Annotated in this window: 17 protein-coding genes; 7 read left to right on the forward strand and 10 right to left on the reverse strand. The window is 72.8% G+C overall.

The window, feature by feature from the left end:
- Positions 1-56: 56 nt before the first annotated feature.
- The 3 genes from OV079_RS16690 to OV079_RS16700 all read right to left on the reverse strand — a co-directional run bounded on the left by OV079_RS16690 (position 57) and on the right by OV079_RS16700 (position 5,415).
- Entirely contained in the window at positions 57-1,301 is a 1,245-nt protein-coding gene (locus OV079_RS16690) for a hypothetical protein (protein ID WP_267769749.1), read from the reverse strand.
- A 1,451-nt stretch (positions 1,302-2,752) separates the two neighbouring features.
- Complete coding sequence (locus OV079_RS16695; protein WP_267769750.1) at positions 2,753-2,953, reverse strand: hypothetical protein; 201 nt, start codon at positions 2,951-2,953, stop codon at positions 2,753-2,755.
- Complete coding sequence (locus OV079_RS16700; RefSeq protein WP_267769751.1) at positions 2,950-5,415, reverse strand: radical SAM protein; 2,466 nt, start codon at positions 5,413-5,415, stop codon at positions 2,950-2,952. Before OV079_RS16700 ends, OV079_RS16695 begins: the two co-directional genes overlap by 4 nt.
- 58 nt (positions 5,416-5,473) lie before the next feature.
- On the opposite strand from OV079_RS16700, the gene OV079_RS16705 reads away from it, so the two are divergent.
- The 3 genes from OV079_RS16705 to OV079_RS16715 all read left to right on the forward strand — a co-directional run bounded on the left by OV079_RS16705 (position 5,474) and on the right by OV079_RS16715 (position 9,536).
- Entirely contained in the window at positions 5,474-7,399 is a 1,926-nt protein-coding gene (locus tag OV079_RS16705; RefSeq protein ID WP_267769752.1) for a radical SAM protein, read from the forward strand.
- Positions 7,400-7,482: 83 nt separating this feature from the next.
- A complete protein-coding gene (locus OV079_RS16710) occupies positions 7,483-8,418 on the forward strand; it encodes a tetratricopeptide repeat protein (RefSeq protein ID WP_267769753.1) in 936 nt (311 codons plus the stop codon).
- Entirely contained in the window at positions 8,376-9,536 is a 1,161-nt protein-coding gene (locus tag OV079_RS16715; protein WP_267769754.1) for a tetratricopeptide repeat protein, read from the forward strand. Before OV079_RS16710 ends, OV079_RS16715 begins: the two co-directional genes overlap by 43 nt.
- 20 nt (positions 9,537-9,556) lie before the next feature.
- Here OV079_RS16715 and OV079_RS16720 read toward each other — a convergent pair whose 3' ends face one another.
- On the reverse strand, positions 9,557-10,282 hold the full coding sequence (locus OV079_RS16720; protein ID WP_267769755.1) for a hypothetical protein: 726 nt from the start codon (positions 10,280-10,282) through the stop codon (positions 9,557-9,559).
- A gap of 1,052 nt (positions 10,283-11,334) precedes the next feature.
- On the opposite strand from OV079_RS16720, the gene OV079_RS16725 reads away from it, so the two are divergent.
- Both OV079_RS16725 and OV079_RS16730 read left to right on the forward strand, forming a co-directional pair.
- Complete coding sequence (locus OV079_RS16725) at positions 11,335-12,363, forward strand: alpha/beta hydrolase (RefSeq protein ID WP_267769756.1); 1,029 nt, start codon at positions 11,335-11,337, stop codon at positions 12,361-12,363.
- Between the two features lie 145 nt (positions 12,364-12,508).
- Positions 12,509-14,611: a S9 family peptidase gene (locus tag OV079_RS16730; protein ID WP_267769757.1), complete on the forward strand. Its 2,103-nt coding sequence runs from the start codon at positions 12,509-12,511 to the stop codon at positions 14,609-14,611.
- 92 nt (positions 14,612-14,703) lie between these two features.
- On the opposite strand, the gene OV079_RS16735 is transcribed toward OV079_RS16730, so the two are convergent.
- Together OV079_RS16735 and OV079_RS16740 are read right to left on the reverse strand one after the other, a co-directional pair.
- Positions 14,704-15,288: a hypothetical protein gene (locus tag OV079_RS16735; protein ID WP_267769759.1), complete on the reverse strand. Its 585-nt coding sequence runs from the start codon at positions 15,286-15,288 to the stop codon at positions 14,704-14,706.
- A gap of 381 nt (positions 15,289-15,669) precedes the next feature.
- Positions 15,670-16,299, reverse strand: coding sequence for a HEAT repeat domain-containing protein (locus OV079_RS16740; RefSeq protein WP_267769760.1), 630 nt, complete (start codon positions 16,297-16,299; stop codon positions 15,670-15,672).
- A gap of 179 nt (positions 16,300-16,478) precedes the next feature.
- On the opposite strand from OV079_RS16740, the gene OV079_RS16745 reads away from it, so the two are divergent.
- A complete protein-coding gene (locus OV079_RS16745; RefSeq protein WP_267769761.1) occupies positions 16,479-16,679 on the forward strand; it encodes a hypothetical protein in 201 nt (66 codons plus the stop codon).
- A gap of 817 nt (positions 16,680-17,496) precedes the next feature.
- On the opposite strand, the gene OV079_RS16750 is transcribed toward OV079_RS16745, so the two are convergent.
- From OV079_RS16750 to OV079_RS16765, 4 genes are read right to left on the reverse strand one after another with little or no spacing between them, the layout of a single operon-like run.
- Positions 17,497-19,110, reverse strand: a complete 1,614-nt coding sequence (locus OV079_RS16750; RefSeq protein ID WP_267769762.1) for a hypothetical protein — start codon at positions 19,108-19,110, stop codon at positions 17,497-17,499.
- A gap of 3 nt (positions 19,111-19,113) precedes the next feature.
- Positions 19,114-20,301, reverse strand: coding sequence for an AAA family ATPase (locus tag OV079_RS16755; protein ID WP_267769763.1), 1,188 nt, complete (start codon positions 20,299-20,301; stop codon positions 19,114-19,116).
- Positions 20,302-20,303: 2 nt separating this feature from the next.
- A complete protein-coding gene (locus tag OV079_RS16760) occupies positions 20,304-21,500 on the reverse strand; it encodes a hypothetical protein (protein WP_267769765.1) in 1,197 nt (398 codons plus the stop codon).
- A complete protein-coding gene (locus OV079_RS16765) occupies positions 21,497-23,104 on the reverse strand; it encodes a hypothetical protein (protein WP_267769767.1) in 1,608 nt (535 codons plus the stop codon). The genes OV079_RS16760 and OV079_RS16765 overlap by 4 nt, the downstream gene beginning before the upstream one ends.
- 584 nt (positions 23,105-23,688) lie before the next feature.
- Between OV079_RS16765 and OV079_RS16770 the strand changes: the two genes are divergently transcribed.
- Positions 23,689-25,011: an FHA domain-containing protein gene (locus OV079_RS16770; protein ID WP_267769769.1), complete on the forward strand. Its 1,323-nt coding sequence runs from the start codon at positions 23,689-23,691 to the stop codon at positions 25,009-25,011.
- The last annotated feature ends 22 nt before the right edge of the window (positions 25,012-25,033 follow it).

Below are 25,033 nucleotides of genomic sequence, written 5' to 3' on the forward strand. Positions count from 1 at the left end.
TCCGCTTCAGGCGGGGCCGGCGGGCGCGATCGTCCTGCCGGTCCGCCGTGGTCGGCTCACTTGCCGACGTTCTTGCCGACGCCCTTGCCGACGCCCTTGCCGACGCCCTGCGTCACGAGCATCGCGCACTCCGAGCCGACCACGTACACCAGCTCCTGCTCGAACTGGCCCGGGGTGACCGGCGTGGGCTCCTTGCCGAAGCCCTGATCGAAGCCCGGCTTGCCCCAGCGCTTGCCGAACCCCGGCTTGCCGATGGTCTGGTCCTTGCCGAAGCCCTGGCCGTAGTCCTTGCCGAAGTGCTGGTCGACGTCCTTGCCGAAGCCCTGGTCGACGTCCTTGCCGAAGCCCTGCTGGTGCTCCTTGCCGAAGCCCTGCTGGTGCTCCTTGCCGAAGCCCTGGTCGTAGTCCTTGCCGAAGCCCTGCTGGCCGTAGCCCTGCTGGCCGTAGCCCTGCTGATTACCCCAGCGCTTGGTGAAGCCCGGCTTGCCGATCGTCTGGTCGAGCTCCTGCAGGATCTCCTGCTCGAGATCCTGGTCGATGTTCTTGCCGACGTGCTTGCCGATCGTCTGATCGAGCTCCTGCTCGATGTCCTGCAGCAGGTCCTGCTCGAGGTCCTGGCCGATGTTCTGGTCGAGGTCCTGCACGAGCTCCTGCACGAGCTCCTGCTCGACCGTCTTGCCGATGTTCTGCTCGAGGCCCTGCTCGAGCTGCTGCATGATGTCCTGCTCCAGCTCCTGCTCGAGCTTGCCGACGTTCTTGCCGATGTTCTTGCCGACGTCCTTGCCGATGGTCTGGTCGAGCTCCTGCAGCAGCTCCTCCTCGACCTTGCCGACCTCCTTGCCGATGCCCTGGCCCATGTCGCCCTTGCCGAAGCCCTGGCCCATGTCGCCCTTGCCGAAGCCCTGGCCGAGGTCCACGCCCTGACCGGTCGGTTTGCCCGGCATCACGCCCTGATCGGGATAGACGTGCTTGCCGATGTCTTTGCCGATGCCCTGGCCGACATCCTGGCCGATGCCCTGATTGCCGCCCCAGCGGTCACAGATCGCCACGCCGGCGTCGGAGCACGCGCTGCGGCAGCGGTTGGCGTCGCCGGAGTCCGCGGCCACGTCGCACGCGGCGAGGCACTCCTCGGCGTCGAGGATCGTGCACGAACGGTTCTGCGTCAGCTGCTCCACCTCGGCCAGGCAGGTCTCGAGCTCGAGCAGTTCGTTCTGACCGTAGCCCTGTTGGCTACCTCCCCATCGAGCTTCGTCCGACGCCGTCGCGGTGACGGGCATCGAGAACGCGAGCGCGGGGAACAACACAAGAATGGTACGCAACATGGGAGGGTTTCCTTTCTCTGTCTCGAAAGCAGCCGGCGGGTCAATCCCGCCTGAGCTCTTCCGGACGAACTATTGGTTGGTAGTCCCGGGTAGGCAAAGCTACGGTGTGGTGAAGCGCAAACGACGAAGACGTCCCATTCCGCGATACCCCCCTCTACGAGGCCTTGCAGCCGCGAATTCAGGGAATTGCCGGGGTCCCGCGGACCCGGCGGGGCGCGCGAGGAACCGCTCGAACAGGCACGATTTCCGCCGCCGCGGCCGCCTCGCCCACTGCTATCAATGTCGTCCGCCTGCCGCGGCCGTCCGCCGCGCCGGAGTCGTCCGCGCCTGCGCGATATCGAATGCCGCGAGCGATCGATCGCGCGAATATGACAGTACATCGCCCCGGCGATGTATCTGACAGCGCACCCGACATTGCCGCGACCGGGCGACGATATCACGAACGGTTTATCAAACATCGCAGCGGCCCGCCCTGCCCGCGGCCCGTCTTGTCCTTCGCCTCATGCCGCGCGCCCCATGCCCGTCGTGCGCTCGCGCGGCGGACTCTCGATATCCGCCTGGTCGTCACCTCGCTGGGGCTCGCCTCGCGCGACCGTCGTCCGTCGCAAGCCTGCAGCTGCCCGTCCAGGGTCGTGCGCGTGAACCCGAGCCCTGCTCGCGTCACGCCGGCCGCCTCGTCGCCGCTCCCACCGGCCAGCCGCCGGGAGGAGCCGTGCGCGGCAGCCGACGTCGCCGGCGCGTCCCGCCCGACCGCGCACCCGCGAGCGAACGCCTGCGAGCGCGACGGCGCCGGTCGTCCGGCGTCGTCACGCCGAGCCCGACGCGCTCGCTACCTCGCCGCGCGCTACCGATGAGCCGCGTACCGCTTCGACATCCGCCGGCCCGGGTCGCGGCGCGCAGCGCCGCAGCCACCCCTCGCAGCGAAGATGTCGCCCGGGACACGTCCAATCAACATGACCTTATGCACATGTCCTTCCGGACATTCATACGCCCGCGGCCGACCGAGCGCCCACGCCGATGCGAGCAGCGCTCACGGACGCAGCGGACCGCGCTAGCGCCCGCGCCGCGAGCGTCGCGCTCGCACGAGCCACGGCAACGCCAGCAGCAGCCCGCCCGCGCCGTCATCCTGCTGTGAGTCTGCATCGTCGCCGGTAGCGACAATCGCCGCGACCGCCCGGCTCCGCCCCCGCGCAGGTCCGCATCGTCCATGACGGCGATTCATCACTCCGTACTGCCGACAATCGCTCCACCCGCCGCCCCGCCATCCCCGACCGCCGCGATTCATCCTGGGACGTCTCCCCTCGCATCCTACCGGCGCGCTCTGCCGCCCTCGGACGCGACCATGCACGTCAGACCTGTCCCATGAGCCAGCGTCCCCTGCGCGGACGAGCGAGCCCGCCGGCGCGCCATCGGCCGACCTGCCCTCTCGCTCAGCCCTCCGCCGCGCCCGGCCCTTCATGCTCCCAGCGCACGATCGGCCGCCCGTGCAGCGGCAGGCGCGTCCCGCGGTTCTCGCATTGCGGGCAGCGCAGCGCCTCCGGCGTCGGCATCGGCGCGCACGCGCTGCCGCGGCCGGCGGTCACCTGCACTTCGGGACAGCCGCACCGCGGGCACCTCGGCGCCTCGCTCACGGCGACCCCGAGCGCTTGCGCAGGCGCTCGCGCAGCTCGGCCGGCACCGACTCGTGGCGCCGTGGGTCGGACAGCGGGCGCACCAGGTCCTCCGGCGCGATCAGCCACGGCGGCTCGGGCACCTCGTCGAGCTCGTAGAACCCGCCGCAGAAGCACGCGTGCGGGCACGACGCGCACACCGGCTTGCGGACCCGGCGCTCGGCCAGGTACTGCGCCAGGTTGACCGTCTCGTTGTTGACGAACGCCATGTGGCGCTCGAGCTTGCCGAGGTCGCCCTGCATCAGCGCCTCGTGGCCCGGCATGAAGCAGAACGGCAGGTTGATGATCTGCAGCTTCATCCGCGCCTGCCAGGCGTCGATCACCGCGCTCAGGGCCGCCGCCGCGCGGGCCGTGTCGGGTGCCAGCATCGCGGTCGCCCGCCCGAACGGCGTCAGAATTGATAGTTCACCCAGCGCAGCCCGAGCGACCACGCCAGCGCCGTGATGTCCGCCAGCTGCCCCTCGTTGTGCTTCGTGATCGTCACGTTGAGGCCGAGCTCGACCCCGCGCGGGGCCAGGCGGACCGCGTTGCGCACCCCCGCCAGCGTCTGCTCGAAGGCCTCCGCGACCCCGACGTTCTGCGCGTGCGTGCGGGCGTCGGCCCCGTGCACGCTGAACAGCAGCGACGACAGCCCCGAGTTGACCAGGCGGGCCGCGAACGCCTCGTACGCGCACAGCCGGCCGTTCGTCGTCACGTTGATCGCCCGGTAGCCGAGCGCGCGCGTGGCGAATCAAGCCCAGCAGGTCCGGGTGCAGCGTCGGCTCGCCGCCGTCGATGTCGAGCAGCTCCACCCCTTGCTTGCGGTAGTGCGCCAGCTGCTCGCGCAGGCGCTCGCCGTCGCCGTGGAGCTGCGTGCGCGTGCCCACCGCGCAGAAGCTGCAGTGGTTGTTGCACGCGTAGGTCGCGTTCATCACCAGCTTGCGCGGCCCCTGCGACGCGCGCACCCGCTGCTCGAACGTCCAGCGGAACTTCTCCAGCAGCTCGGCCGGCACCGTCGCCCCGGTCGGCGCCCGCTGGAACCGCGGCCCCCAGTCGCCGTCCTCCGGCGGCGGCGCCAGCGGCAGCGACCGGGCCAGCCGCGTGCCCGGCAGCGGCGTCGCGAACTGCACCGCCGGCCACGCCTTGAACCTGTCCCACAGATCCAGCGCGAAGCTCAGCGTCTGATTGATCTCCGCCGCCGACTCGCCCGGCTGACCGATGATGTAGTGGATCATCAGCGGCACGCCGGCCGCCGCCGCCGACTCCGCCGCGCGCACGATCGCCGCCAGGTCGAGCCGCTTGCCGACCACCTCGTCGACCACCCGCTGCGATCCGCTCTCGGCGCTGACGCTGAGCGTCGTGATCCGCCCGCGCATCGCCTGCAGGTGCCGCGGCTCGAGGTAATCGGCGCGCAGCCCGTTCGGCAGCTCGAAGCGCAGGCCCAGCGCCTGGATGTCCCCCAGGACATGATCGAAGTGCGCCGGGTGGACGTTGATCAGCTCGTCGAGCACGAACACCCGCTCGGCCCCGTGCTCGCGCGCCAGCGCCGTCAACAGCTGCGCCAGCGACGTCCGCGAGTGCCGCCGCTGCGTCTTCGGCCGGCCCGCCGCCACGTCCGGGTTCGAGCTGCAGTGCGCGCACTGGAACGGGCACCCGCGGCTCGTCACCGCCGGCAGCGTGCGGCCGTCGATCGGGAACGCCCAGCCGCCGCGGCCGAGCCCGCGGACCACCGCCGCGCGGAACTCGTGGTGCGCCTCGAGGTCGACTTTGGACCATGCCGGAACGGGCAGGTCCTCGAGGACAGGTTGCTCCCCGCGGTGGAGCCCGCGCGGCGCCGGCCCGCCGGTCAAGTACGCCTGCAGCAGCGCCGGCACCGTCACCTCGGCCTCGAACTGCACGTACGCGTCGGCCTCCGGGTAGCTGGCGAGCAGCTGCGGCGCCGCCACGTAGTGCTGCCCCGACTGGTAGCAGTCGGCCAGCACGATCGGCACCGCCGCCCCGTGGCGCGCCCGCAGCCCGGCGAGGAGGTCGGCGAGGAGGTCGTCGCGCGCCGGCGGCCGGTGGAACGGCGTGACCGCCACCACGATCGCCACGGCCGAGCCTGGGCACGCCGCCAGAGTCGCCGCGACCGTCGCCCCCAGGTGCGCCCGCCCGTCGCTGCGCCACGTCATTCCCGACGCCGCGTGACGCACCTCGCCCGGCGAGTCGTCCGCCTCGTTCGCGCCTCGCAGCCCGCTCGCCCGCCCGTCCGCCGCGTCTACGCCCCGCGGCGTCGTCAGCCTCGCCGGCAGCGCGTACGCGTCGACCAGGTCGCACTCGATCCCTCGCGCCTCGAGCACCGCTGCCAGCTGCACCGCCCCGAGGTCGACGAAGTACGGGTAGTCGATGAAGTCCCGCGCCACCGACACGGGCGGATGGACGACGAGGACGCGGCCGGGGCGCACGGCCGGCGACGTTAGCACGCTTGCGGCCTGCGCGGGGCGCCGGGTACATTGCCCCGGAATGGACGCTCTCCCCGCCACCGCGGTGCAGCACGAAGAGGCGGCGCACGAGCGGCGCAACTGGGTCCGGCTGACGTTCGACTGCAACGACCGCTGCGTGTTCTGCCTCGACGCCCACACGCACGACGGCACCAACCGCGACCGCGACGAGATCAAGGCCCAGATCCTCGACGGTCGCCGGCGCGGCGCCACCCGCCTCATCCTCTCCGGCGGCGAGCCCACCATTCACCCCAACTTCGTCGACTTCGTGCGTCTCGGGCGGCGCGCCGGCTATCGCAAGATCCAGACCGTCACCAACGGCCGCATGTTCGCCTATCCGGCCTTCCTGCGGGCCGCCCTCGACGCCGGCCTCAGCGAGATCACGTTCTCGATCCACGGCCCCAACGCCCGGATCCACGACGCCCTCGTCGGCACCAAGGGCGCCTTCGACGAGGAGGTCAAGGGCCTGCAGGGCGCGCTCGCCGACGGTCGGCCGGTCGTCAACATCGACGTCTGCGTCAACCGCGGCAACGTCAAGCAGCTGCCCGAGCTCATGGCCACCTTCACCGCCATGGGCGTGCGCGAGTTCGACCTGCTGCACGTCATCCCGTTCGGGCGCGCCTACAGCGAGGGCCGCGAGATCCTCTTCTACGACCTCGAGGCCATGCGGCCCTACCTGCTGGAGGCCTTCGCCTACGCGCGCAAGCCCGGCATCCACGTCTGGCTCAACCGGTTCCCGCCGCAGCACCTCGAGGGCTTCGAGGACCTGATCCAGGACCCGCACAAGCTGATCGAGGAGGTCCGCGGGCGCAAGGAGGAGTACGCGCTGCTGCTCGAGCACGACATCCCGCTCGACTGCCGCGCCCCCGAGCGCTGCAAGCACTGCTACTTGCAGCCGCTGTGCGACCGCCTCGACGACGTCCGGGCCGACCTCGCCGGCCAGGCCTTCGCGGTCCTGCGCGTCGACGCCGGCGCCGACCGGCACGCCCCCGTCGCCTACGGCGGGGACCCGGCCAGCCGCCAGCACGCCGCTGCCCGCCTGCGCCGCGTCCTCGCCGAGCGGGCCCTCGCCGCCGGTCCCTCGGGACATGTCCCCGAGGACAGCGAAGACGCGTGGGCCGGCACCGCCGACGAGGCCGCCGCCGCGATGGCCGAGGCCCGCGCGGCAGCGCCGCTCGCCCCGCCGCGCCGAATCCGCCTGCCGCTGCTCGGCGCCGGCCCCTCGCTCCCGGCCGCCCCCGCGCGCCCGCGCCTCGACGCCCGCGCCCTCGCGGCCGCCGCCAAGCCCCGCGCGCTGTGGCTGCTCGCGCCCGACCTCGCGGCCGCCGAGGCGCTCGCCGCCGAGTTCCCCGACGTCCCCGAGCTCGAGCTCGAGCTGGCCGACCCGGCCGCCCTCCTCGCCCGCCTTTCGGACATGTCCGCCACATCATGTCCCGAAGGCCAGCCGATCACGATCGCCGGCAAGCGCCTCGCCCGCGTCGTCGTCGCCGACCCGGCCGCCGCGGCCGCCCTCCTCGACCTGAACCTCGACCTCGACGTCGTCCTCCTGCTCTCGCGCGCCGCCGAGCCGTGGCTGCTCGCGCTGGACCGCGCCCCCCCGCGCCTGGTCCTGCGCCAGCCCGCGCGCGAGCGTCTGACCGAGTCCGCCGAGCTCGACCTCGACCTCGTGCCCTTCTTCGCCGCCTTCCGCCACCCCGTCCCCGTCGAGGCCGTGCCCGCCTGCGTCCTCGGCCGCCCGCCGCGCGAGCGCCCCTCGGTGTTCGACGCCGCCCAGCTCGGCCCCGACGGCGGCCTCGAGATCTTCCGCTACGCCCGCCGCTTCATCGACGACGGCTTCCACGTCAAGAGCCTGCGCTGCAAGACATGTTCGTACGACCATGGCTGCAAGGGCATGCACATCAACTACGTGCGCGCCCACGGCTTCGCCGCCATGCGACCTGTCCCCTGAGCCATGCGCTCGCCCGCCGCCGCCACGCTCGCCGCTCGGCCAGGCCAGGCCCGTTCACCGCGCCGCCCGGCCCGCAGGAGCTCGTGACGCGCGCGTTGCCACCTCCGGCTCGGCGCCTGCAAGCGGCGCTCGACGCCGGCGACCTCGACGCTCACGACCCGCGCCTCGGCGCCCGCGGCTCCCTGCTGCGCGCCGTCGCTCTCGCTCGCCACGGCCGCCTGGCCCAGGCCCGCGCGGCGGCCGAAGCTGCCCTGAAGGACAGACCCGACGACGCCGCGGTCGCCCTCGCCGCCGCCGCCGTCTTGCGCGCCACCCACGACTATCAGCGCTGCCTCGACGCCCTCGCCGCCGCCGCCCGGGCCGCCCCCGCGGCCACCCGCGCCGCGGCCACCCGCCTTGTCGGCTACGCCAGCGCCCTCGGCTGGGAGCGCGAGGTCGCGGCCGCGATCGCCCTCGGCCGCGCCGCCGACCCCACCGACCCGACCTGGGACGCCTTCGAGGCCCAGCTGCACCTGCGCAGCGGCGACCTCGAGCTCGCCATCGCCGCAGCCCGCCGCGGCCTGCAGCGCGCCCCCGAGTCGGCCAAGCTGCGCATGGAGCTGGCGGCCGCGCTGGCCCGCGCCGGCCACGATCACGACTGCGCCATCGAGGTCGCCGCCGCGGTCCGCCTCGCCCCCGCCGACGACGCCGCCTTCTACCACCGCGCCGCAGCGTTCGCCCTGCTCGAGACCGGCGACCTCGCCGGCGCCGCCCGCCACGGCGAGGCCGGCCTGCGCCTGCGACCCGACGATCCTGCGCTCGCCCTCGCCCTCGCGGACATGTCCCTGTGGACAGGCGATCGCGCCGGCGCCCTGGCCCGCGCCGAGGCCGTCCCCGGTTCGCGCGGCCGCGCCGGGGCCTGCCGGATCCGCGGCCAGCTCTGCTCGCGGAGGGCGACGTCGACGCCGCCCTCCGTGAGCTCGAGCTCGCCTGCTCGGTGCCCGACCCCGCCGCCGAGCTGTCGCGCGCCGAGGCCCTGATCCGCCTGGGCGCGTGGGAGCCCGCCCACGCCGCGCTCACCCGCGCGACCGCGATCGGCGACGGCTACCTGTTCGCCGCCTGGATGCTGCGCTTCCTCGCCGCCGCCGGCGAGCGCCCGGCCCCCGACGCCCCCGTCAATCCGCGCCAGATCGAGGAGTTCGCCGAGGCCCTCGCCGAGGTCTCCCCGCACGGCCCGGCCGCGCTGGCCGCCGACCGCCAGGGCCCGCTGGTCGACGCCACCCGCGACGCCCTCGCGCGCATGGGCTGCAACCGCTCCGCCTTCGCCACCTATCACGACGGACATGTCCTTCGGCGCCTGTCCACGAGGACAGGTGTTCGCCACGCCTCGCGCCAGGCGCTGCAGACCATCCGCAGCGCCGACCCGGCCCGCGCCCTCGCCCTGCTGGACGCCGCCTGCGCCCGCTGGCCGCGCTCCTCGCTGCCGCTGGCGCACCGCGGCGAGCTGCGGATGTGGCTCGGCGACGACGCCGGCGCCCGCGCCGACCTCGAGGCCGCCATCGCCATCAACCCGCGCACCCGCTGGGCCTACGTCGGCCTCACCCTCCTGGCCCAGAGGACAGGCGACCCCGCCGGCGCCCTCGCCGTTTCGGCCGCCGGCATCGCCCAGATGCGCGGCACCGTCGGCCCGGCCGTCTACGCCCACCGCGCCGGCGCCAGGGCGGCCACCGGCGACCTCGCGGGCGCCCTCGCGGACCTCGAGCACGCCGTCGTCAGCCACCCGGCCCGGATCGGCGCATGGGTCGAGCTCGGCCTGACCTACGCGGCCGCCGACGACCAGGCCGGCCTCGTCCGCGCCTTCGACCACCTCCGCGCCCACGCCCCCGGCCTGGTGTCCGACGCCGCCGCGGCCGTGCAACGACCTGCCTGGGGAGACATGTCCTTCACGCCATGCTCCGAAGACCAGGCGACGATCCTCGCCGAGGCGCTGGCCATGGTCCGCGGCAACCGCTCCTCGACCTGCGTCACCTACGTCACCCGCGCGGGCCAGCTCCGCACGGTCCCCCACGGCCCCGCCGCGGCTCACCCGATGACGCGCATCGACGCCGACCTCACCGGCATCCGCACCATGCTGCTCCGCTCGCTCGGCGCGAGCTGAGGCCCGTCGTCATCAGCCGCTCACGCGCGATGGCGAATGGCGTCGAAGTCGATCGCGGGGGCGACCTCCCGACGACCGGCGAGATAGTCGTCGAGGAGCGCGCGCCTCGGTCCCAGCGGATCGGCGTCGAGGTCGTAGCCGGAGAACGAGCCGAGTTCGAGGGCGGCCCCGTCGGGCGGCGAACCGAGCAGCTGCAACGAGGCCAGGTCGGCGCGAGAGAACGCGACGATCTTCGCGCCCGCGAACACGCGCGCGGGCGACGGGAGCAGCAGCTCGGGCATCTTGCGCGGCGCGCGAGCCAGGAGCTTGAGGTTCCCCGCGATCTGCGGACCTGCGACGATGGGCACCTCCGGCTCTCCCCAGAACCCGCGAGCCGTCTCGGCGTCCGGGTTCGTGTCCCGGAGAGCGCGCCAGACCTCGAGGATCCGCGGCGCATGGGTGCCGCGGGTCCAGTTGCCGCCCTGACACACGCCGGCGACGCCGGGCCGGCTGACGGCGATGTTCCAGTTGCAGATCGTCGACGCCTCGTCGCTCAGCGGCCCCGTCGGCACCACGAGCATCGCGTGCGGACAGGCCGGCGCGCGGGCCGGCTGGAGCTGCGCGCCGAGGATCGGCAGGTCCTCCGGGGAGGCCCCTCTGCGCGGGAGATAGAAGTGGACGAACCGCGAGAACCCCAGCTTGCGATCGAGGTCGCCGGTGGTGCGACGAATATGTCCGAGCGCGCCGAGGTCGTCCTTTCCGTGCAACGCGCCGAGGCGCCAAATGGACCGGGCTGCCGTCAATGGAAAGACGTGATAGGCGAACGGATGGGTCGACGAGTATGAGGCCACGGCGCTCCGTCGACGTCCTCGACGGTCCCTTCGAGACAAGGTAGCAGGTTCATCGAGCGCAGCGGACCTGCGGCACGGGCCAGACGAGGCCGGACTTCCGCCGCGGCAGCGGCCGCGCATGGGGTGTAGGACGCTCGGAGCCCCTGAGGCGCACTCGACGTCGTGCGATCGCTCGGCCACGCGGAGGCTCCGGACCTCGCCTTCGAACCTGCCCGCGGCCGCTGCGAACGCCAGCAAGAGCCGCGAGCCCGGACCCTCGCCCAGGCCGCCGACGTGGCCACACGTAGGTGCGCCGCCCTGTCGAGCGACGCGCTCCTTTTGCATCGGACGATCGACGTCCCGCGGGCCGCTGCGGAGCCGCCACGCTCCGGCGCGCGGTCGAAGTCGACGCATTCGCCGACGGCGCGCGCATGGTGTCGATCGCGTCATCGCTTTTGCCCAACCGGCCGTGAGCAGCCCGGAATGCCGTCGAACGACTGCCTCCGCCGGCGTGGACGGTCTGAATCGACGTCGCATTGGCGGGCTCGGTGCGCCGCTTCGAGCCGGCGGCGCGAGCGCATCAAGTCGCGATCGAGGTGCTCTCGTCGCGCCGTGGGCGGCGTCACCATGGCTCGATTCGCTGACGGCGCCGCCTGCGGCGGAAGAGCGTGAAGGCACCTTTAGCGCGTGGTGTCGGTATTCCGCCCAGTCGACGACCGAGGATGTAGTACGAATGTCCGCGCCCGGACAACCGCGATTGCAGGACACATTGCGCATAAGGTGACGTGCGAATCGGGCGCCGGGGCGCGAGCTTCGCCGCAACAGCGGCTGTTGAGACGCGTGTCACCTGTCCGCCTTGACGTGCCCCGAGTTTCGGGGGCACATCTGTATTTCGCGTGCGAGGCCTCGCCGATGGGCGGGTCTTCGGGGTGGTGGGATTCATGCGCAACAACGATTTTCGCGGGCCCTGGCGATTCATGCGTGCGACAATGGTGCGCTTCGTCGGCGCGGCCCTGACGCTGTCCGCGGCGGGGGCCTGCGACGGGGAACCGGGCGGAGACGGGAGCACGAGCGAGCCGGTCGGCGTGGGCGACGGCGTCGTCGACGAGCTGGCGGCGCGGTGTCCGGGGGCCAAGAGCGAGCCCATCGTGCTGGCGACGCCGACCGGCGACATCGACGGTTCGCTGCTGCTGCCGGCCGGTTGCAGTCCATTCGAAGTGGTGTTGATCCACGCCGGCTCCGGTCCCACGGATCGCGACGGCAACTCCGTCAAGATGGTCAACGACGCCCTGAAACTGCTGGCCGAGGGGCTGGCCGAGCGCGGCGTGGCGACGGTGCGCTTCGACAAGCGCGGGGTGGCGGCCAGCACCGCCGCCGGGCCGGCGTCGGAGCGCGACCTTCGCCTCGACACCTACGTCGACGACGCCGCGGCGTGGGTGGAGCTGCTCGCCGAGGACGAGCGCTTCCGCGGGGTCACGATCGCGGGTCACAGCGAGGGCGCGCTGATCGGGATGTTGGCGGCGCAGCGGAGCCCCGCGGACGCGTTCGTGTCGCTCGCCGGCCCGGGACGGCCCGCGGAAGAGCTGCTGCGCGAGCAGCTGGCAGTCCGCCTGACGGGGCCGCTGCTCGCCGAGGCCGACGCGATCCTCGACTCGCTCGCGGTCGGAGAGGAAGTGGCCGAGGTCTCGCCCGAGCTCTACGACCTCTTCCGGCCCAGCGTGCAGCCGTACCTCCTGTCGTGGTTCGCGTACGATCCGGCGGCGATCCTCGCGCAGCTCGACGTGCCGAGCGCGATCGTCCAGGGCACGACGGACATCCAGGTCGGCATCATCGACGCGGAGCGACTGGCCTCGGCGGCCCCGGCCTCGCAGGTGCGGATCATCGAGGGGATGAATCACGTGCTCAAGGCGGCGGAGCTCGAGGAGGCGTCGCAGTGGCAGGCTTACTTCGATCCGAGCCTGCCCGTGGTGCCGGAGCTGCTCGACGGGCTCGTCGAGTGGCTGGGCGAGGTCCGCTAGCCCGCTGTCACATTCGGCGGAGCGTCCGCCCCGCCGTCACCACCCGCAAATTCTCGCTCTGCGACCGACCTCGCGGCAAATTGCGCATTCCGCTGCAGCCTCCAGCGCGGGCGGCCGGCCGTCGGTTATAGTCGCGCGCGTCACCATGCCGACCTCGCACCGCGTCTGTCTCCTCCTCCTCGCCGCTGCTGCCTGTGACGCTCCGCCGTCGAAGGACGCGCCGAAGGTCGCCACGATCCAGGCCAAGCGCGTCGAGCCGACCGACCAGGCCGACGCCCCGCCCGCCACCGACAAGGCGCGCGACGGCAAGTCCGACGCCCCGCCCGTCATCGTCCCGGGCCCGCCCGTCTCCGACGACATCGTCAACATGCCCGACAGCTTGACCGCGGAGAACATCCCGCCGATCCCGCGGGCCATCGCCGACGGCGTCGGCACCTACTCCGAGGCGCGCTCGGCCGCCGCGCTCGAGTGGCACCCCAAGGAGCATTCGCTGCTGATCCGCACCCGTTTCGCCGAAGCCCCCCAGATCCACGAGGTCAAGATGGCGGGCGGCGACCGTCGCCAGCTCACCTTCTTCAACGACAGCGTCGGCGGGGCCATTTATCCGCCGGTCGGCGACGGCAGCTTCTTCGTGTTGTCGAAGGACATCGGCGGCAACGAGTTCGCGCAGAACTGGCGCTTCGATCGCGCCGACGGCAAGCTCACCCTCCTCACCGACGGCGCGTCGAAGAACAGCCTCGGCCCGTGGACCCGCGGCGGCGAAAAGTTCGCCTACACCTCGACCCGACGCAACAAGAAGGACACCGACTTCTACGTCGTCGACCCGCGCGACCCGACCACCGACAAGCTGGTCGCCGAGGTCGAGGGCGGCGGTTGGTCGCCCTCGGACTTCTCGGCCGACGGCAACCAGCTCCTCGCGGAGGAGTACGTCTCGGTCAACGAGAGCTACCTGTGGCTGTTCGACCTGGCCACCGGCCAGCGCACCAAGCTGACCGAAAAGACCGGCGATGTCCCGGTCGTCTGGTCGGGCGCCAGCTTCACCGCCGACGGCAAGGGCGTCATCACCACCACCGACGGCCAGGGCGAGTTCCGCGAGCTCGTCACCCTCGACCTCGCCACCAAGCAGGTGAGCCCGCTCGGCCCGCCGGTGCAGTGGGACGTCGAGAGCTTCGCCGTCAGCCACGACCGCAAGAAGCTGGCCTCGATCGTCAACGAGGCCGGCGTCGACCGCCTGCGGCTGCACGACCTCCCGAGCGGGCGCGAGCGGCCGATCAAGACCCGCCTGCCGGCCGGCACGATCGGCGGCCTCAATTTCCACCCCGACGGCAAGCTGCTGGCCTTCAGCCTGTCGTCGGCGCGCTCGCCCGCCGACACCTACGTGCTCGACGTCCAGAGCGGCGTCATCGAGCGCTGGACCGAGAGCGAGGTCGGCACCCTCAACCCCGGCACCTTCAGCGAGCCCGAGCTCGTGACGTGGAAGAGCTTCGACGACCGCGAGATCTCCGGCTTCTACTACAAGCCCCCGGCGCGGTTCGCCGGCAAGCGCCCGGTCGTCGTCATCGTCCACGGCGGGCCCGAGGGCCAGTCGCAGCCCGGCTTCATCGCCCGCAACAACTACTACCTCGACGAGCTCGGCGTCGCCCTGCTCTACCCCAACGTGCGCGGCTCGACCGGCTACGGCAAGACCTTCGTGCGGCTCGACAACGGCGCCCAGCGCGAGGACTCGGTCAAGGACCTCGGGGCCGCGCTCGACTGGATCGCCAGCCGGCCCGAGCTCGACGCCGATCGCATCATGGTCATGGGCGGCTCGTACGGCGGCTACATGACCCTCGCCGCCTCGGTCCACTTCGCCGACCGGATCCGCTGCGCCGTCGACATCGTCGGCATCAGCAACTTCGTCACCTTCCTCGAGAACACCGAGGCCTACCGCCGCGACCTCCGCCGCGTCGAGTACGGCGACGAGCGCGACCCGGAGATGCGCAAGAAGCTGCTCGAGATCTCGCCGCTCACCCGCGCCGCCGAGATCAAGAAGCCGCTGTTCGTCATCCAGGGCAAGAACGACCCGCGCGTGCCGGCCAGCGAGGCGCACCAGATCGTCGCCACCCTCAAGCAGGGCGGCACGCCGGTGTGGTACCTCGAGGGCAAGGACGAGGGCCACGGCTTCCAGAAGAAGCGCAACCAGGACTACCAGATGTACGCCACGATCCTGTTCATGAAGAAGTTCCTGCTCGACGGAGTGACCGAGTGAGCGGAGAGCCGCAGATGAACGCCGACAGGATCATCGGCGCGCAGGCCTGATCATTGTCGAGACATGTCCGCCCGGACATGTCTCGCCGATCGTCAGACGCACTGGTTGTTCTCGCAGCTCATCAGGTCCATGCAGTCCTTGACAAACTCGCACGGGTCGAACTCGCTGCCGTCGTAGCACGCCCCGTACACGCAGTGCTTCGAGCCCTCGGCGCAGTCGGTGTCGGTCTTGCAGGGGTCGCCCTCGCTGCCGTCGTAGCAGACGCCCATGATGCAGCGCGGGGCCGCGGCGCTGCACTCCTCGTGGAACTCGCACGGGTCGCCCTCGCTGCCGTCGTGGCACTCGCCGAACACGCAGAACTGCGCGGACTCCGGGCAGTCGGCGATGAATTGACAGCTCTGTCCCTCGGTCTCCGCGGGCGGCACGCCGGTGGTCATCTCGCCGGTGGTCGTCGCCGGCGCCGTCGTGCCCTCGCCGGTCGTCGACGTCGTCGGCACCGCGCTGCTGGTCCCCGTGGTCGTGGACGTGCTCGTGGACGTGGTCGTGCCGGTCTCCATGATCGGCACCATCGGCCCCTGCTCGGTGTCGCCGTCGGTGACGGCCACCCCTTGTTTCTCCTTCTCACCGCAGGACGCCGTGAGCGCCACGGCGAGGTACAGGACGACGTTGGCACGCATGATCGATCGGAAAGATGGCGACGGTCGGCCGGGCGGCACCTCAATTTCCATTGATGTGACTCGAACGACGTTCGCCTGGCAAAGCCCGCCAAACCAGCATCCGTGCGTGATTTCGGGAAAAATCGGCCGCGGCGGCGAGCGGCGGCGCGCCGTGATCGCGACCACGGTCCGTGCCCACATTCGCGGTCAATGCATGCACTCGCCGCCGCCGCCCCGTCGGCGCATTCCTTCGCTCACGGGCGCGCCGCCCGGCTCGGCGAGCGCGACGCGGGCTGGCGGCGAGCGAGGCCCGAGGCGACGGACATGTCCTTTCGCGCATCTTGGATGACGCCGGCCGCTCCGCACCCGACCGCCAGGCCCGCGGCTCCGTCTTGACCGCGCTCAGCGCAGGCGGTGCTCGAGCCGCTGCGCGGTGTCCTCGAGGACCGCGCGGTGCTCGGCCGGCACGAACTCGATCTGGCGGCGCAGGTACGGCAGGAGCTCCGAGTTGGGCAGCTCGCTGATGGCGGTGCTGGCGACCTTGACGAACGGCTGCTCGCCCTCGCGGAGGCGGTCGCACAGGAAGTCGAGCGCCTCGACGCTGCCGATCTTGCCGATCGCAGTCAGCGCAGCCTTGCGGGCCGCCTCCGGGTCGGGCAGGTCGCGGGCCTCGAAGATCCGGCGCAGCGGCTCGAACGCGTGGGGGAACACCAGCCGCTCGACCGAGGCCGCCGCGGCCTTGCGGACCGGCGCGCTCGGGTCGCGCAACGCCTGCGACACCAGGCCGAAGCTGCGCTTGAAGCGGAGCGCCCCCATCGCCGCCGCCACCGACTCGCGCAGCGACGCGTCGCCGTGGCGGTACATCGCCTCGAGGCCGGCGATCACCGGGTAGGCGCGGACCACCGCCAGGCTCTTCACGATCTCGAGCGGCGGCACCGCCTGCCCGCGGCGCTCGAGCTCGAGCACCAGCAGCAGCGCGTGGCGGCGCACGTAGTCGGGGAAGCGGCGGTCGGCCATCACGCCGGCGGCCACCAGGGCCGGGTCGCCGCCGAGCTCCCACTCGGCCAGGTCGACGTACCAGACCTCCTCGTAGTCGGCGCTGGCGCAGGAACTCGGGTACCGGCATCGGCCGCGGCGCGTCCTGGGGCCCGTCGCCGAGGCGACGGATCAGCCGCAGCGCGCGCTCGCGGTTCTTGGCCGGCAGGTCGAGCGTGGTGATCTTGCGGTACGACTCGGCGACCTGGCGGAACGCCCGCACCGACGCGAACGCCTCGGCCGCGGCCAGGCACGCGTTCTCGATGATCTGCGGCGGGTGGCCGGCGGCCAGCGCCTCGGTCGCCGCCTTGATCCACGCCTCCGCGCTGCGCCAGCGCAGGTCGTCGGCGTACGGCAGGCCCGAGCGGGTGCAGTAGTCGGCGGCCTCGCGCAGGATCGACGCCACCGCGTGGAACTCGCCGGCCTCGCGGGCCATGGCGATGAACGTCTCGTACAGGCGCAGCGCGTCGAGCTTGAGCCCGTCGTCGCGGAGGATCCGGACGCTGTTGAGGTAGCCCTCGGCCACGTTCTCGAACGCCCGCGTCTCCGAGCCGAGGCGGGCGATCAGCTGGTAGCAGTCGAACGCGCGCTCGCGCAGGCCCTCGCTCTCGAACGCGTCGGCGACCTCCTCGACGCTGGTGGTCGCGTCGGCGATCGCCTGCCGCGCGCGCTCGTGGCCGAGGCGGCGCAGGCACAGCGCGTAGTTGATCTTCATCAGCGCGCGCTCGTAGTCGCGGTCGACCAGCGCGTCGCCGGCCAGCATGCGGGCCCACAGCTGCGACGCGGCCGCGTCGTCGCCCGCGCGCTCGAGCGCGATCGCCCGGTGCACCGGCATCCCGCCGAGCTCGAACCACGAGGCCGCCGGGCGGTGCTGGCCCGCGCGCGACAGATAGATCGCGTACAGGCGCACCGTGCGGATCGCGTCGGCGTCGCCGGCCTGGGCCCGCTGCGCGTACAGCCGCATGATGTCGGGCCCCGGCATCTCGCGCGCGCCGAGGTACGACAGGCAGGCCATGCCCTCGCCCCAGTTGCCGGTCGCGCGCAGCGAGTCGACGTAGGCGCGCAGCCACTCCTCGTACTCGAAGTCGATGCGGTCGACCACCTGGACCAGTTGGCGCAGGTAGATCTGGGCGTCGGCGTGGCGGCCGGCCCGCAGCGCCCCCTCGGCGCGGATCCACAGCACGTTGGTGTCGATCACCGCCGCCTCCGCCCCTGTCCCTTCAACCCTGTCCCGACGGACATGGTCTTCGGGGCACCCGTCTTGCGCCGGGTCGGCTGGGCCTGGCGATGGCCGGCCTCGACGTCGCTGATGATCTGGCGGGCGCGCTGGGCCCGGCGGCCGTGGCTTATCGCCTGGTCGTCGATCACGTGCACGCGGTAGAACAGGTCGAGGTAGCCGAGGTCGAGCACGCCCGAGCTCGGCAGGATGAACACCCCGTAGATCGGCGCGCGCGCGGCCAGGGCGGCGACGTCGTCGGGCGGCAGCTGGCACTCGCCGTGGGTCAGCAGGTAGACCAGCACCTTGCCGCCGCCGCCCCCGCCCGAGCGGCGCGGGGCCGACAGCTCGGCGTTGATCTGGCGGATCACGCGGGCGTAGTTGCGGCCGTGCTCGGCGCGGAACTGCAGCACGTAGGGCACCTCGGCGTGGCCCTGCGCGCCGACCTTGACGCCCTCGTACAGGCGGCTGTCGAAGAAGCGCAGGATCACGTGCTCGCCGAGCAGCGCCAGCCGCTTGCACAGCGCCAGCGCCAGGCCGCGGGCGAACACCTCCCGCACCCCGCGCATCGACGCCGAGCCGTCGACCAGCACGTAGTGGGTGCGGTGCTCGTTCTCGACCTGCTTCTCGTGGGTAAAGTAGAACAGCTCGTCGTCGATGAACTTCTGTTCGAAGATGTCTTCGTCGTAGGCGAGCTGCGACAGCTCGAGGTCGTCGACCCCGCCGAAGCGCTCGATCGACGCGTAGCCGTCGATCGAGAACACCTGCTGGCCGGCCTCGCGCTTGACCTCGAGGATCGACGGCAGCAGCTCCATCGAGAAGTCGATCACGTCGGCCAGCGCCGGGCTGACCATCACGTTGTAGAGGTCGGCCAGGTCGACGCCCGCGGCCGCCTCGCCGGGCCCGCCGCGGAACAGGCCGAACAGGCGCAGCGCGTCGACGTCGATCTGCTCGACCGCCAGCAGCGGCAGGAGCCGATGCGTCGTCAGCGTCTGCAGCCACGCGATCGTCTGCCGCTGGTCGTAGCGGGTGTACGCCGAGCTCGGCTCGACCTTCGCGTAGTGGACCGCGTCGACCGGCAGCTCGATCGGCCGCAGCACCCGCACGTCGTCGGGCAGCTGCGGGACCACCGGCGCGAACACCCGCGCCAGGACCACGCCGATCATCTGGTCGCGGTGCTTCCAGCCGGCCTGCGCGCGCACCAGGTCGCTCTCGCCGAGCTCGACGAGCAGCCCACGCCAGGCCTCGCACAGCTCCGACTCGGCGATGCCCTTGACCACCGGGCCGGGGCCGCCCAGGCCCGTGATGAGACAGCCGAGGTCGTGCAGGATCACCAGCGGCACGGCCACGCCGAGGCGCGCCAGGATCCCCTGCCACACCAGCGCGCGCATCATCGCCAGCGCGCCGGCGCCGTCGATCTGCGACAGCGCCAGGCTGCCGACCTGGCGCTCGAGCTCGGCCACGTTGGGCGTCACCCGCGGCGCCTGGGCCTGGCCGCCCGCGGCGGGCCGCGACGTCCGCGGCGCCGGTGGCTGAGGCGGGGCCGCGCGCGGCGGCGGGGGCTTGCGGACGTCGGCCATGGAGGCGGGCACCTCTTACGCGAAGCGGCTCGACGCGAACATCGTCTCCAGCAGCTTGTCGACCTCGCCGACCATGCGCTGGGCCGTCGGGCTGTCCTGCATGCGCAGCAGCGCCGCCTTGATGTCGCCGAGGTTGCGCAGCTGGCTGAACAGCTGCATGTCCGACAGCACCTGGCTGCCGGTGAGCGTCTCGCGGATGACCCGCAGCTCCTCGAGCAGGTCCTGCAGGCTCGTCGGCGTCGCGCCGATCCGGCCGTGGTCCGGGTGCGACTCGTACCAGCGGTCGAGCACCGGGCCGACGATCTCCTGGAGAATCTCCTCCTGCTCCGGCGTGTTCCACACGTGGCGGAGGATGAACAGGTCGGCGTCGGTCACGTGGTCGCGGCCGTCGAACAGCGCCGAGTTGGCGAACACCTTGAGCAGCTTGACCACGCGGCGGTCGGACAGGCCGATGCCCTCCGAGCGGATCTGGAACACCATGCCCTTGAAGGTGGTGAGGAACTCCTCGCTCATCTTCACGTGCGAGCCGAAGTCGCGCTGGATCGTCAGCAGCTCGGCCGCGGTCGCCACCTTGCGCCCGACCTGCTGGTCGGCCATCTGCTGCACCTCGAGCTGGATGCCCTTCTGCAGCAGGCCGCGGAAGTGATAGCTGTCGAGGTAGTCGCAGCGCACGCGCAGCAGGAAGCGGTCGAAGATGGCCGACAGCGCCTCGTCGGTCGGCACCTCGTTGCTCGCCGCGAAGAGGCTGATGAGCGGCACCCGCACCGTGCTCGTGCCGTGGGTGAAGCGGCGCGCGTTGACCAGCGTGAGCAGGCTGTTCAAGATGGCGTTGTTGGCCTTGAAGATCTCGTCGAGGAACACGACCTCGGCCTCGGGCAGCATCTTCTCGATGCGCCGGCGGTACGTGCCCTGGCGGAACGCCTGGATGTCGACCGGCCCGAAGATCTCGTTGGGCTCGGTGAAGCGGGTCAGCAGGTAGTCGAAGAAGCGGGCGTCGATCACCTGCGCGAACGCGCGGACGATCGCGCTCTTGGCGGTGCCGGGCGGCCCGACCATCACCATGTGTTCGCCGGCCAGGGCCGAGATGAAGAGGAGGCGGATGATCTCCTCCTTGCCGAGGAACTGCTGCTCGAGCTGGCGCGCCCCGTCCTGCAGGCGGCGGGCGAGGTCGCTGATCGAGAAGGTGGCCGGGGTGGTGCTCATGGCTATGTTTCGGCTTTTACGACGCGCGGGACGAGCGTCGCCAGGAGATTTTCGACGACCGAGCGCGGGATGAGCTCGCCGAGGTGATCGATATACTCGATCCAGCGCCGCTCCACTTGCGCGTCGAAGCCGAGGCTGGCGGCCCCGCCGAGCGGCGAGCCCAGCACGTCCCCCAGCGCGGGCAGCAGGAGCGGCAGCGCCAGGAACATCTGCACCGGCCGGTCGCGGCTGGTGGGCGCGACGCCGAGCCGGGCGCCGAGCTCGAGCACGCGGAGGAAGTGGACGTGGATGAGGGCCGCGACCAGGGCCGCGACGTCCTCGGGCCCGGCGCTGTCGACGGGGGCCGGCAGGGCCAGCATCGGCCGGGCGCCGGCGGTCTGCGCGCCCGTCGCTCCCGAGGTCGGCGTCGGACCCGACAGCGGGCGGCCGGTCAGCGAGAACAGCAGCGAGCCGAGGACGGTGCCGCCGATCTCGATCCAGTGCCGCGACGACGCCCACGCGTGGCAGACCGCGCGGGCGAACGCCCGGTGGCGCAGGAAGCTCGCCCCCTCGAGCGGGCTGTAGCCCGGCGGGGCCATCAACGGGCGCAGGAGGCAGGTCACCGGGCTGGCCCAAAGGACATCTTGCAGCAGCGCCGAGACCTCGGCCACGTGCGCGGTCGACCACCAGTTGACCGTCTCCTCGCGCACCGACAGCGCCCCCGGCACCGTCCAGCGCAGGCGCCGGCGCGGGATCTCCTGGCCGACGAAGCGCAGCTCGCCCTCGGCGCCGCTCAGGATCTGGTCGCGGCGCGACAGCTCCAGGAACGCCCCCACCGCCGCGTGGTTGGCTAGCGCCGCCGAGAAGCCCTCGGGCCGGCTGAACAGCAGCCAGTAGCGGGCGGCCGACTCGACCCGCCGCCACGTCGCCTGGCGGGCCCACACGCGGCTGCGGTCGGGGTGGTCGAGCACGAGCAGGTTGTAGAGCGCCACCCACAGCGCCAGCTCCTCGGCCCCGGGCTCGTGCAGGTCGGGCTCGGCCACCAGCTGTTGCGCGCGCTGCAGGCGGAGCGCCGCGACCTCGCTGGTGCGCAGCGTCGCCAGCGCTCCGCACATCGCCCGGAAGTCCGCCGGCCGCACCGGCGCGGCCACGTGGACCGTCCCGCCCCCGAGCAGGGGCGCCACGAAGCGCGCGCAGAACTCGCCGAGGTCCCGGGTCACGACTCTCGTCCCGGCGGCAGCTCCGGCGTCCCGCTGGTCTCCTCGACCGCGGGCCGACCTCCGCGCCCCGCCTCGCCGAAGCCCCACAGCGCGAACCGGCCGAGCCGCTCGTTGAGCAGCGTCGCCGGCCCCGACGTCGGCGAGTCCGACGGGCTCGCCTCGATTACCGCCAGCTCGAGCCGGCTCATCATCGCCGCGTCGAGCGGCGCCAGGTGGTCGGGCCGCAGGCGCAGCGGGCTCTGATCTGTCCCGAGGAACAGGGCGTGATCGGCCGCCTCGAGCCCCAGCAGCTCGCGCACCAGCTGCGGGCGCACGTGCGGCCACAGCTCGAACCCGTCGGGCACCAGCACCCCGGGCGCGACCTCGACGATGCGCATCCCCAGCGGGATGATCGCCGCCGCGCCGACCCCCGCCGCCAGCCCGGCCGTGCCGCCGAGCGACGACCCGGTCAGCACCAGCATCCCTTGCGGCAGCACCGCCAGCCGCGCCGCCGCCAGCGCCATCGGCGGGATCAGATAAATCAAGCGCCGCAGCAGGCCCGCCTGCTCCCAGCGGATCAGCGCCCCGCGCGGCTCGCGGATTGACGCCGTCGGCCGCAGCCGCAGCTCGACCTTCAGCGCCTGCACCGCGGTGCCGCGGGCGTCGCCCGGCTCGTGAGCCCGCGCGGCCACGTCGCTGCGCACGAGGTGGGCCCCGTCGATGAACTGCGGCGCCCCGTCGAGGCGCTCGACCCGGCCGACGCGGCCACGGAACAGGTACATCTCGTCGCCCGGCAGGCACGACGACGCCGACGCCAAATGAATCGGGTGGCGATACCCGATCTCGACCGCCGCGCGCTGCGACACCGGCGCCAGCAGCTCGACCCCCGGGATCCCGTGCAGCACGTCGAGCACCTGCCCGCTCGGCTGGCGCAGCCGCAGCAGCAGGCTGGCCCGCCGTTCGCCGGCCAGCGCCACGCGGACCCCCGCCAGCGCTACCTGGTTGCCCCACAAGTAGCTCAGGATCCTGTCCGAAAGGCCAGGTGCCACCAGCACCAGCGCGATCTCGTGGAGCCCGCACAGTTGCGGGTCGGAGGCGATGCCGGCGAGCGGCAGCGGGATCTGGCGCAGCGACAGCCGCTGGATCAGCTCGACCGGGTCGAGGCGGTCGAGCGCGCGGTAGCGCGCCGTCACGTCGTGATCGACCACCACGACCTCCTCGGGGCTCGCGGCGGTGGTCGTCCCGCCGGCGAGGTCGTAGCCGAACGGGGCCATGCGGTCGCGGTAGCGGACGAACACGGTGCCGCTGCCGCTGAACAGCTGCCCGTGGACCGCCAGCGACAGCCGGGCCAGGCGGTCGAGCACGTAGCTGTCGGCCCCGGCGCAGCGCATCAGCAGCGCATGACCGCCGCCGTCGCGACGGGCCCGCTCGATCGTCATCGTCGGGATCAGCTCGTCGAGGCTGCACTCCTCGCTGTACGCGCCGAGGAACGCCACCAGGCGATCGAGCGACGGGAACGTCACCAGCGTCTCGCGCCCGCACGCCACCCCGCGAGCGTCCGGCGCCAGACCCTGGAGATGAAAGCGCGTCTGTCCGGCGGCGATCGGCTCGAGCAGGGCGGGCATCGGGACCGGGAGTGTAGCCGCTCCCCTCGGGACCATCTACGGCGTCGTTTCGGCCGCCAGCCCGCGCGTACAGCGGGATCGCGCTCGCCGCCGTGACCGCGACGACAGCCGGGACCGCGACCGCCACCCCGCGCCCGTCTCCGCGGGGCCGAGCGAGCCCCCGCGGTCCCCGACATCGGCGTCGCCCGACGCATCCACCTCACCAGCCTCGCCGAGACCTCGAGCCTCGCATCGTCCCGCGCTGGCCGGAGATTCCCCGCCTCGCCCTCGGACATGCGCGCCCACCCGACGGATCCTCGGCCCCGATGCCGCGCGACCGATCGGACCGACGCGCCCCTCGAGGCCCTGCGCAGCTCGCGACGCTTCGGTCCGCCTCGGCTTCCGGGTGCCGGTCGATCGCTCGCGCACCCGACCCTCCGCCGACGCGCTCCGAAAGCCGTGCGCGGCTCGCCCCGACGCCCGGGCCGCCTCGGCGTCCGGGCCCTCGCGGCCTTCCGCCCGGCCCCGCGAAACCTCGCCATCTTCGCCCCTGAGGCCCGCAGCAGCCCGCGCGCGGCCTCCGGGCGTGTTAGCATGGCAGTTGCTTGTCCCGCCCGAGCAAGCCGCGTCCGCCGCCGCCGCCTCCGCCTGCCTTGCGTCCGCCGGCAGCCGCGCTCGACACGCCGGCGCGCCCTGGCCCTGGCGACGGCCTCGCCCGCGCCCGGGCCCTCGAGCACACCGGCGACCACGCCCGCGCCGCCGCCCTGCGCCTCGAGTACGCCCACACCTTGTGCGGCACGGCCCAGCGGATCGCCCTCCTGCGCGAGGGGGCAGCGCGGCACTCCGGCGCCACCGAGGAGGGCCGCAGCCTCCACCAGGCGCTCGCCGAGACCCTCCTGCGCCACGCCGAATTCATGGAAGACGGCGCCCCGCGGCGCGCGATCCTCATGGAAGCCGCGCGTGCGCTCGAGGAGGCCGATCAGGGCGCCATCGCCGGCGAGATCTACGAGCGCCTGCACATGCTCCGGCGCGCCGCCGTCGCCTACGAGCGGGCCGGCGCCGTCACCCAGCTCGAGTACGTGCTCGGCCTCATCGACCGCATCGAGCACGCCGAGGCCGTCCTCCAGCGCGCCAGCGACGAGATCGACGCCGCCCTGCGCGAGGGTCGGCGGTTCTTCGCCCACGGCCTGCTGCAGGAGCACCTGCAGGATTCGCGGACCACCCGCGGCCCGCTCGCCCACAGCGGCGCTCCGCTCTTGCGCGCCGCCCTCGCCCGCGTCCAGGCCGACCTCGGCGTCGCCCTCCCGCGCGGCCAGCGGGTCGACCTGCGCTGGGGGACAGGTCAGGTCACGCGCGTCGTCTTGCGGGCCGACCTGCGGCTCGGGCGCTCGCCCGACGTCGAGCTCAGCCTCGGCGGCGCCGGCCTCTCGCGCGAGCACGCCGCCTTGCGGCTCGAGGCCATCGCCGCCGCCGCGGGCAGCGGCGCCTCCGGCCTCGACGAGGTCGAGCTGGCCGTCGCCCTCGTCGACCTCGGCTCGCGCGCCGGCACCTTCTGGCGCGGCGAGACCCTCGCGCCCGGCGAGCCCGTCGCCCTCGAGGGCCCCGGCGAGCTCGCCCTCGGCCTGTCCGCTGCCCGCCTCGAGGTCCACCCGCTCCCGCGCGAGCGCGGCGAGCTCGGCGCCCTCCTGCGCCCGCAGGGCCAGGGCTCTGCCGCCCCGTGGACCCTCTACCTCCCCGGCGGCGGCCCCTGTGGCTCGCCCCCGACCGCCCGATCCCCGCCGTCCTCGAGCTGCGTCCGCCTTTCATCGCCGTGCGGATCGCCGCCGGCGTGCGCGCCCAGCTCGGCCAGGAGCCGCTCGGCACCGGCGCCAGCGTCGAGCTCCTCCACGGCGACCGCCTCCACCTCGAGCTGCCCGACGGCCGCCTGACGCTCGAGATCTCGATGACCTG

Source organism: Nannocystis pusilla, from assembly GCF_026626665.1.
GTDB lineage: Bacteria > Myxococcota_A > Polyangia > Nannocystales > Nannocystaceae > Nannocystis > Nannocystis pusilla.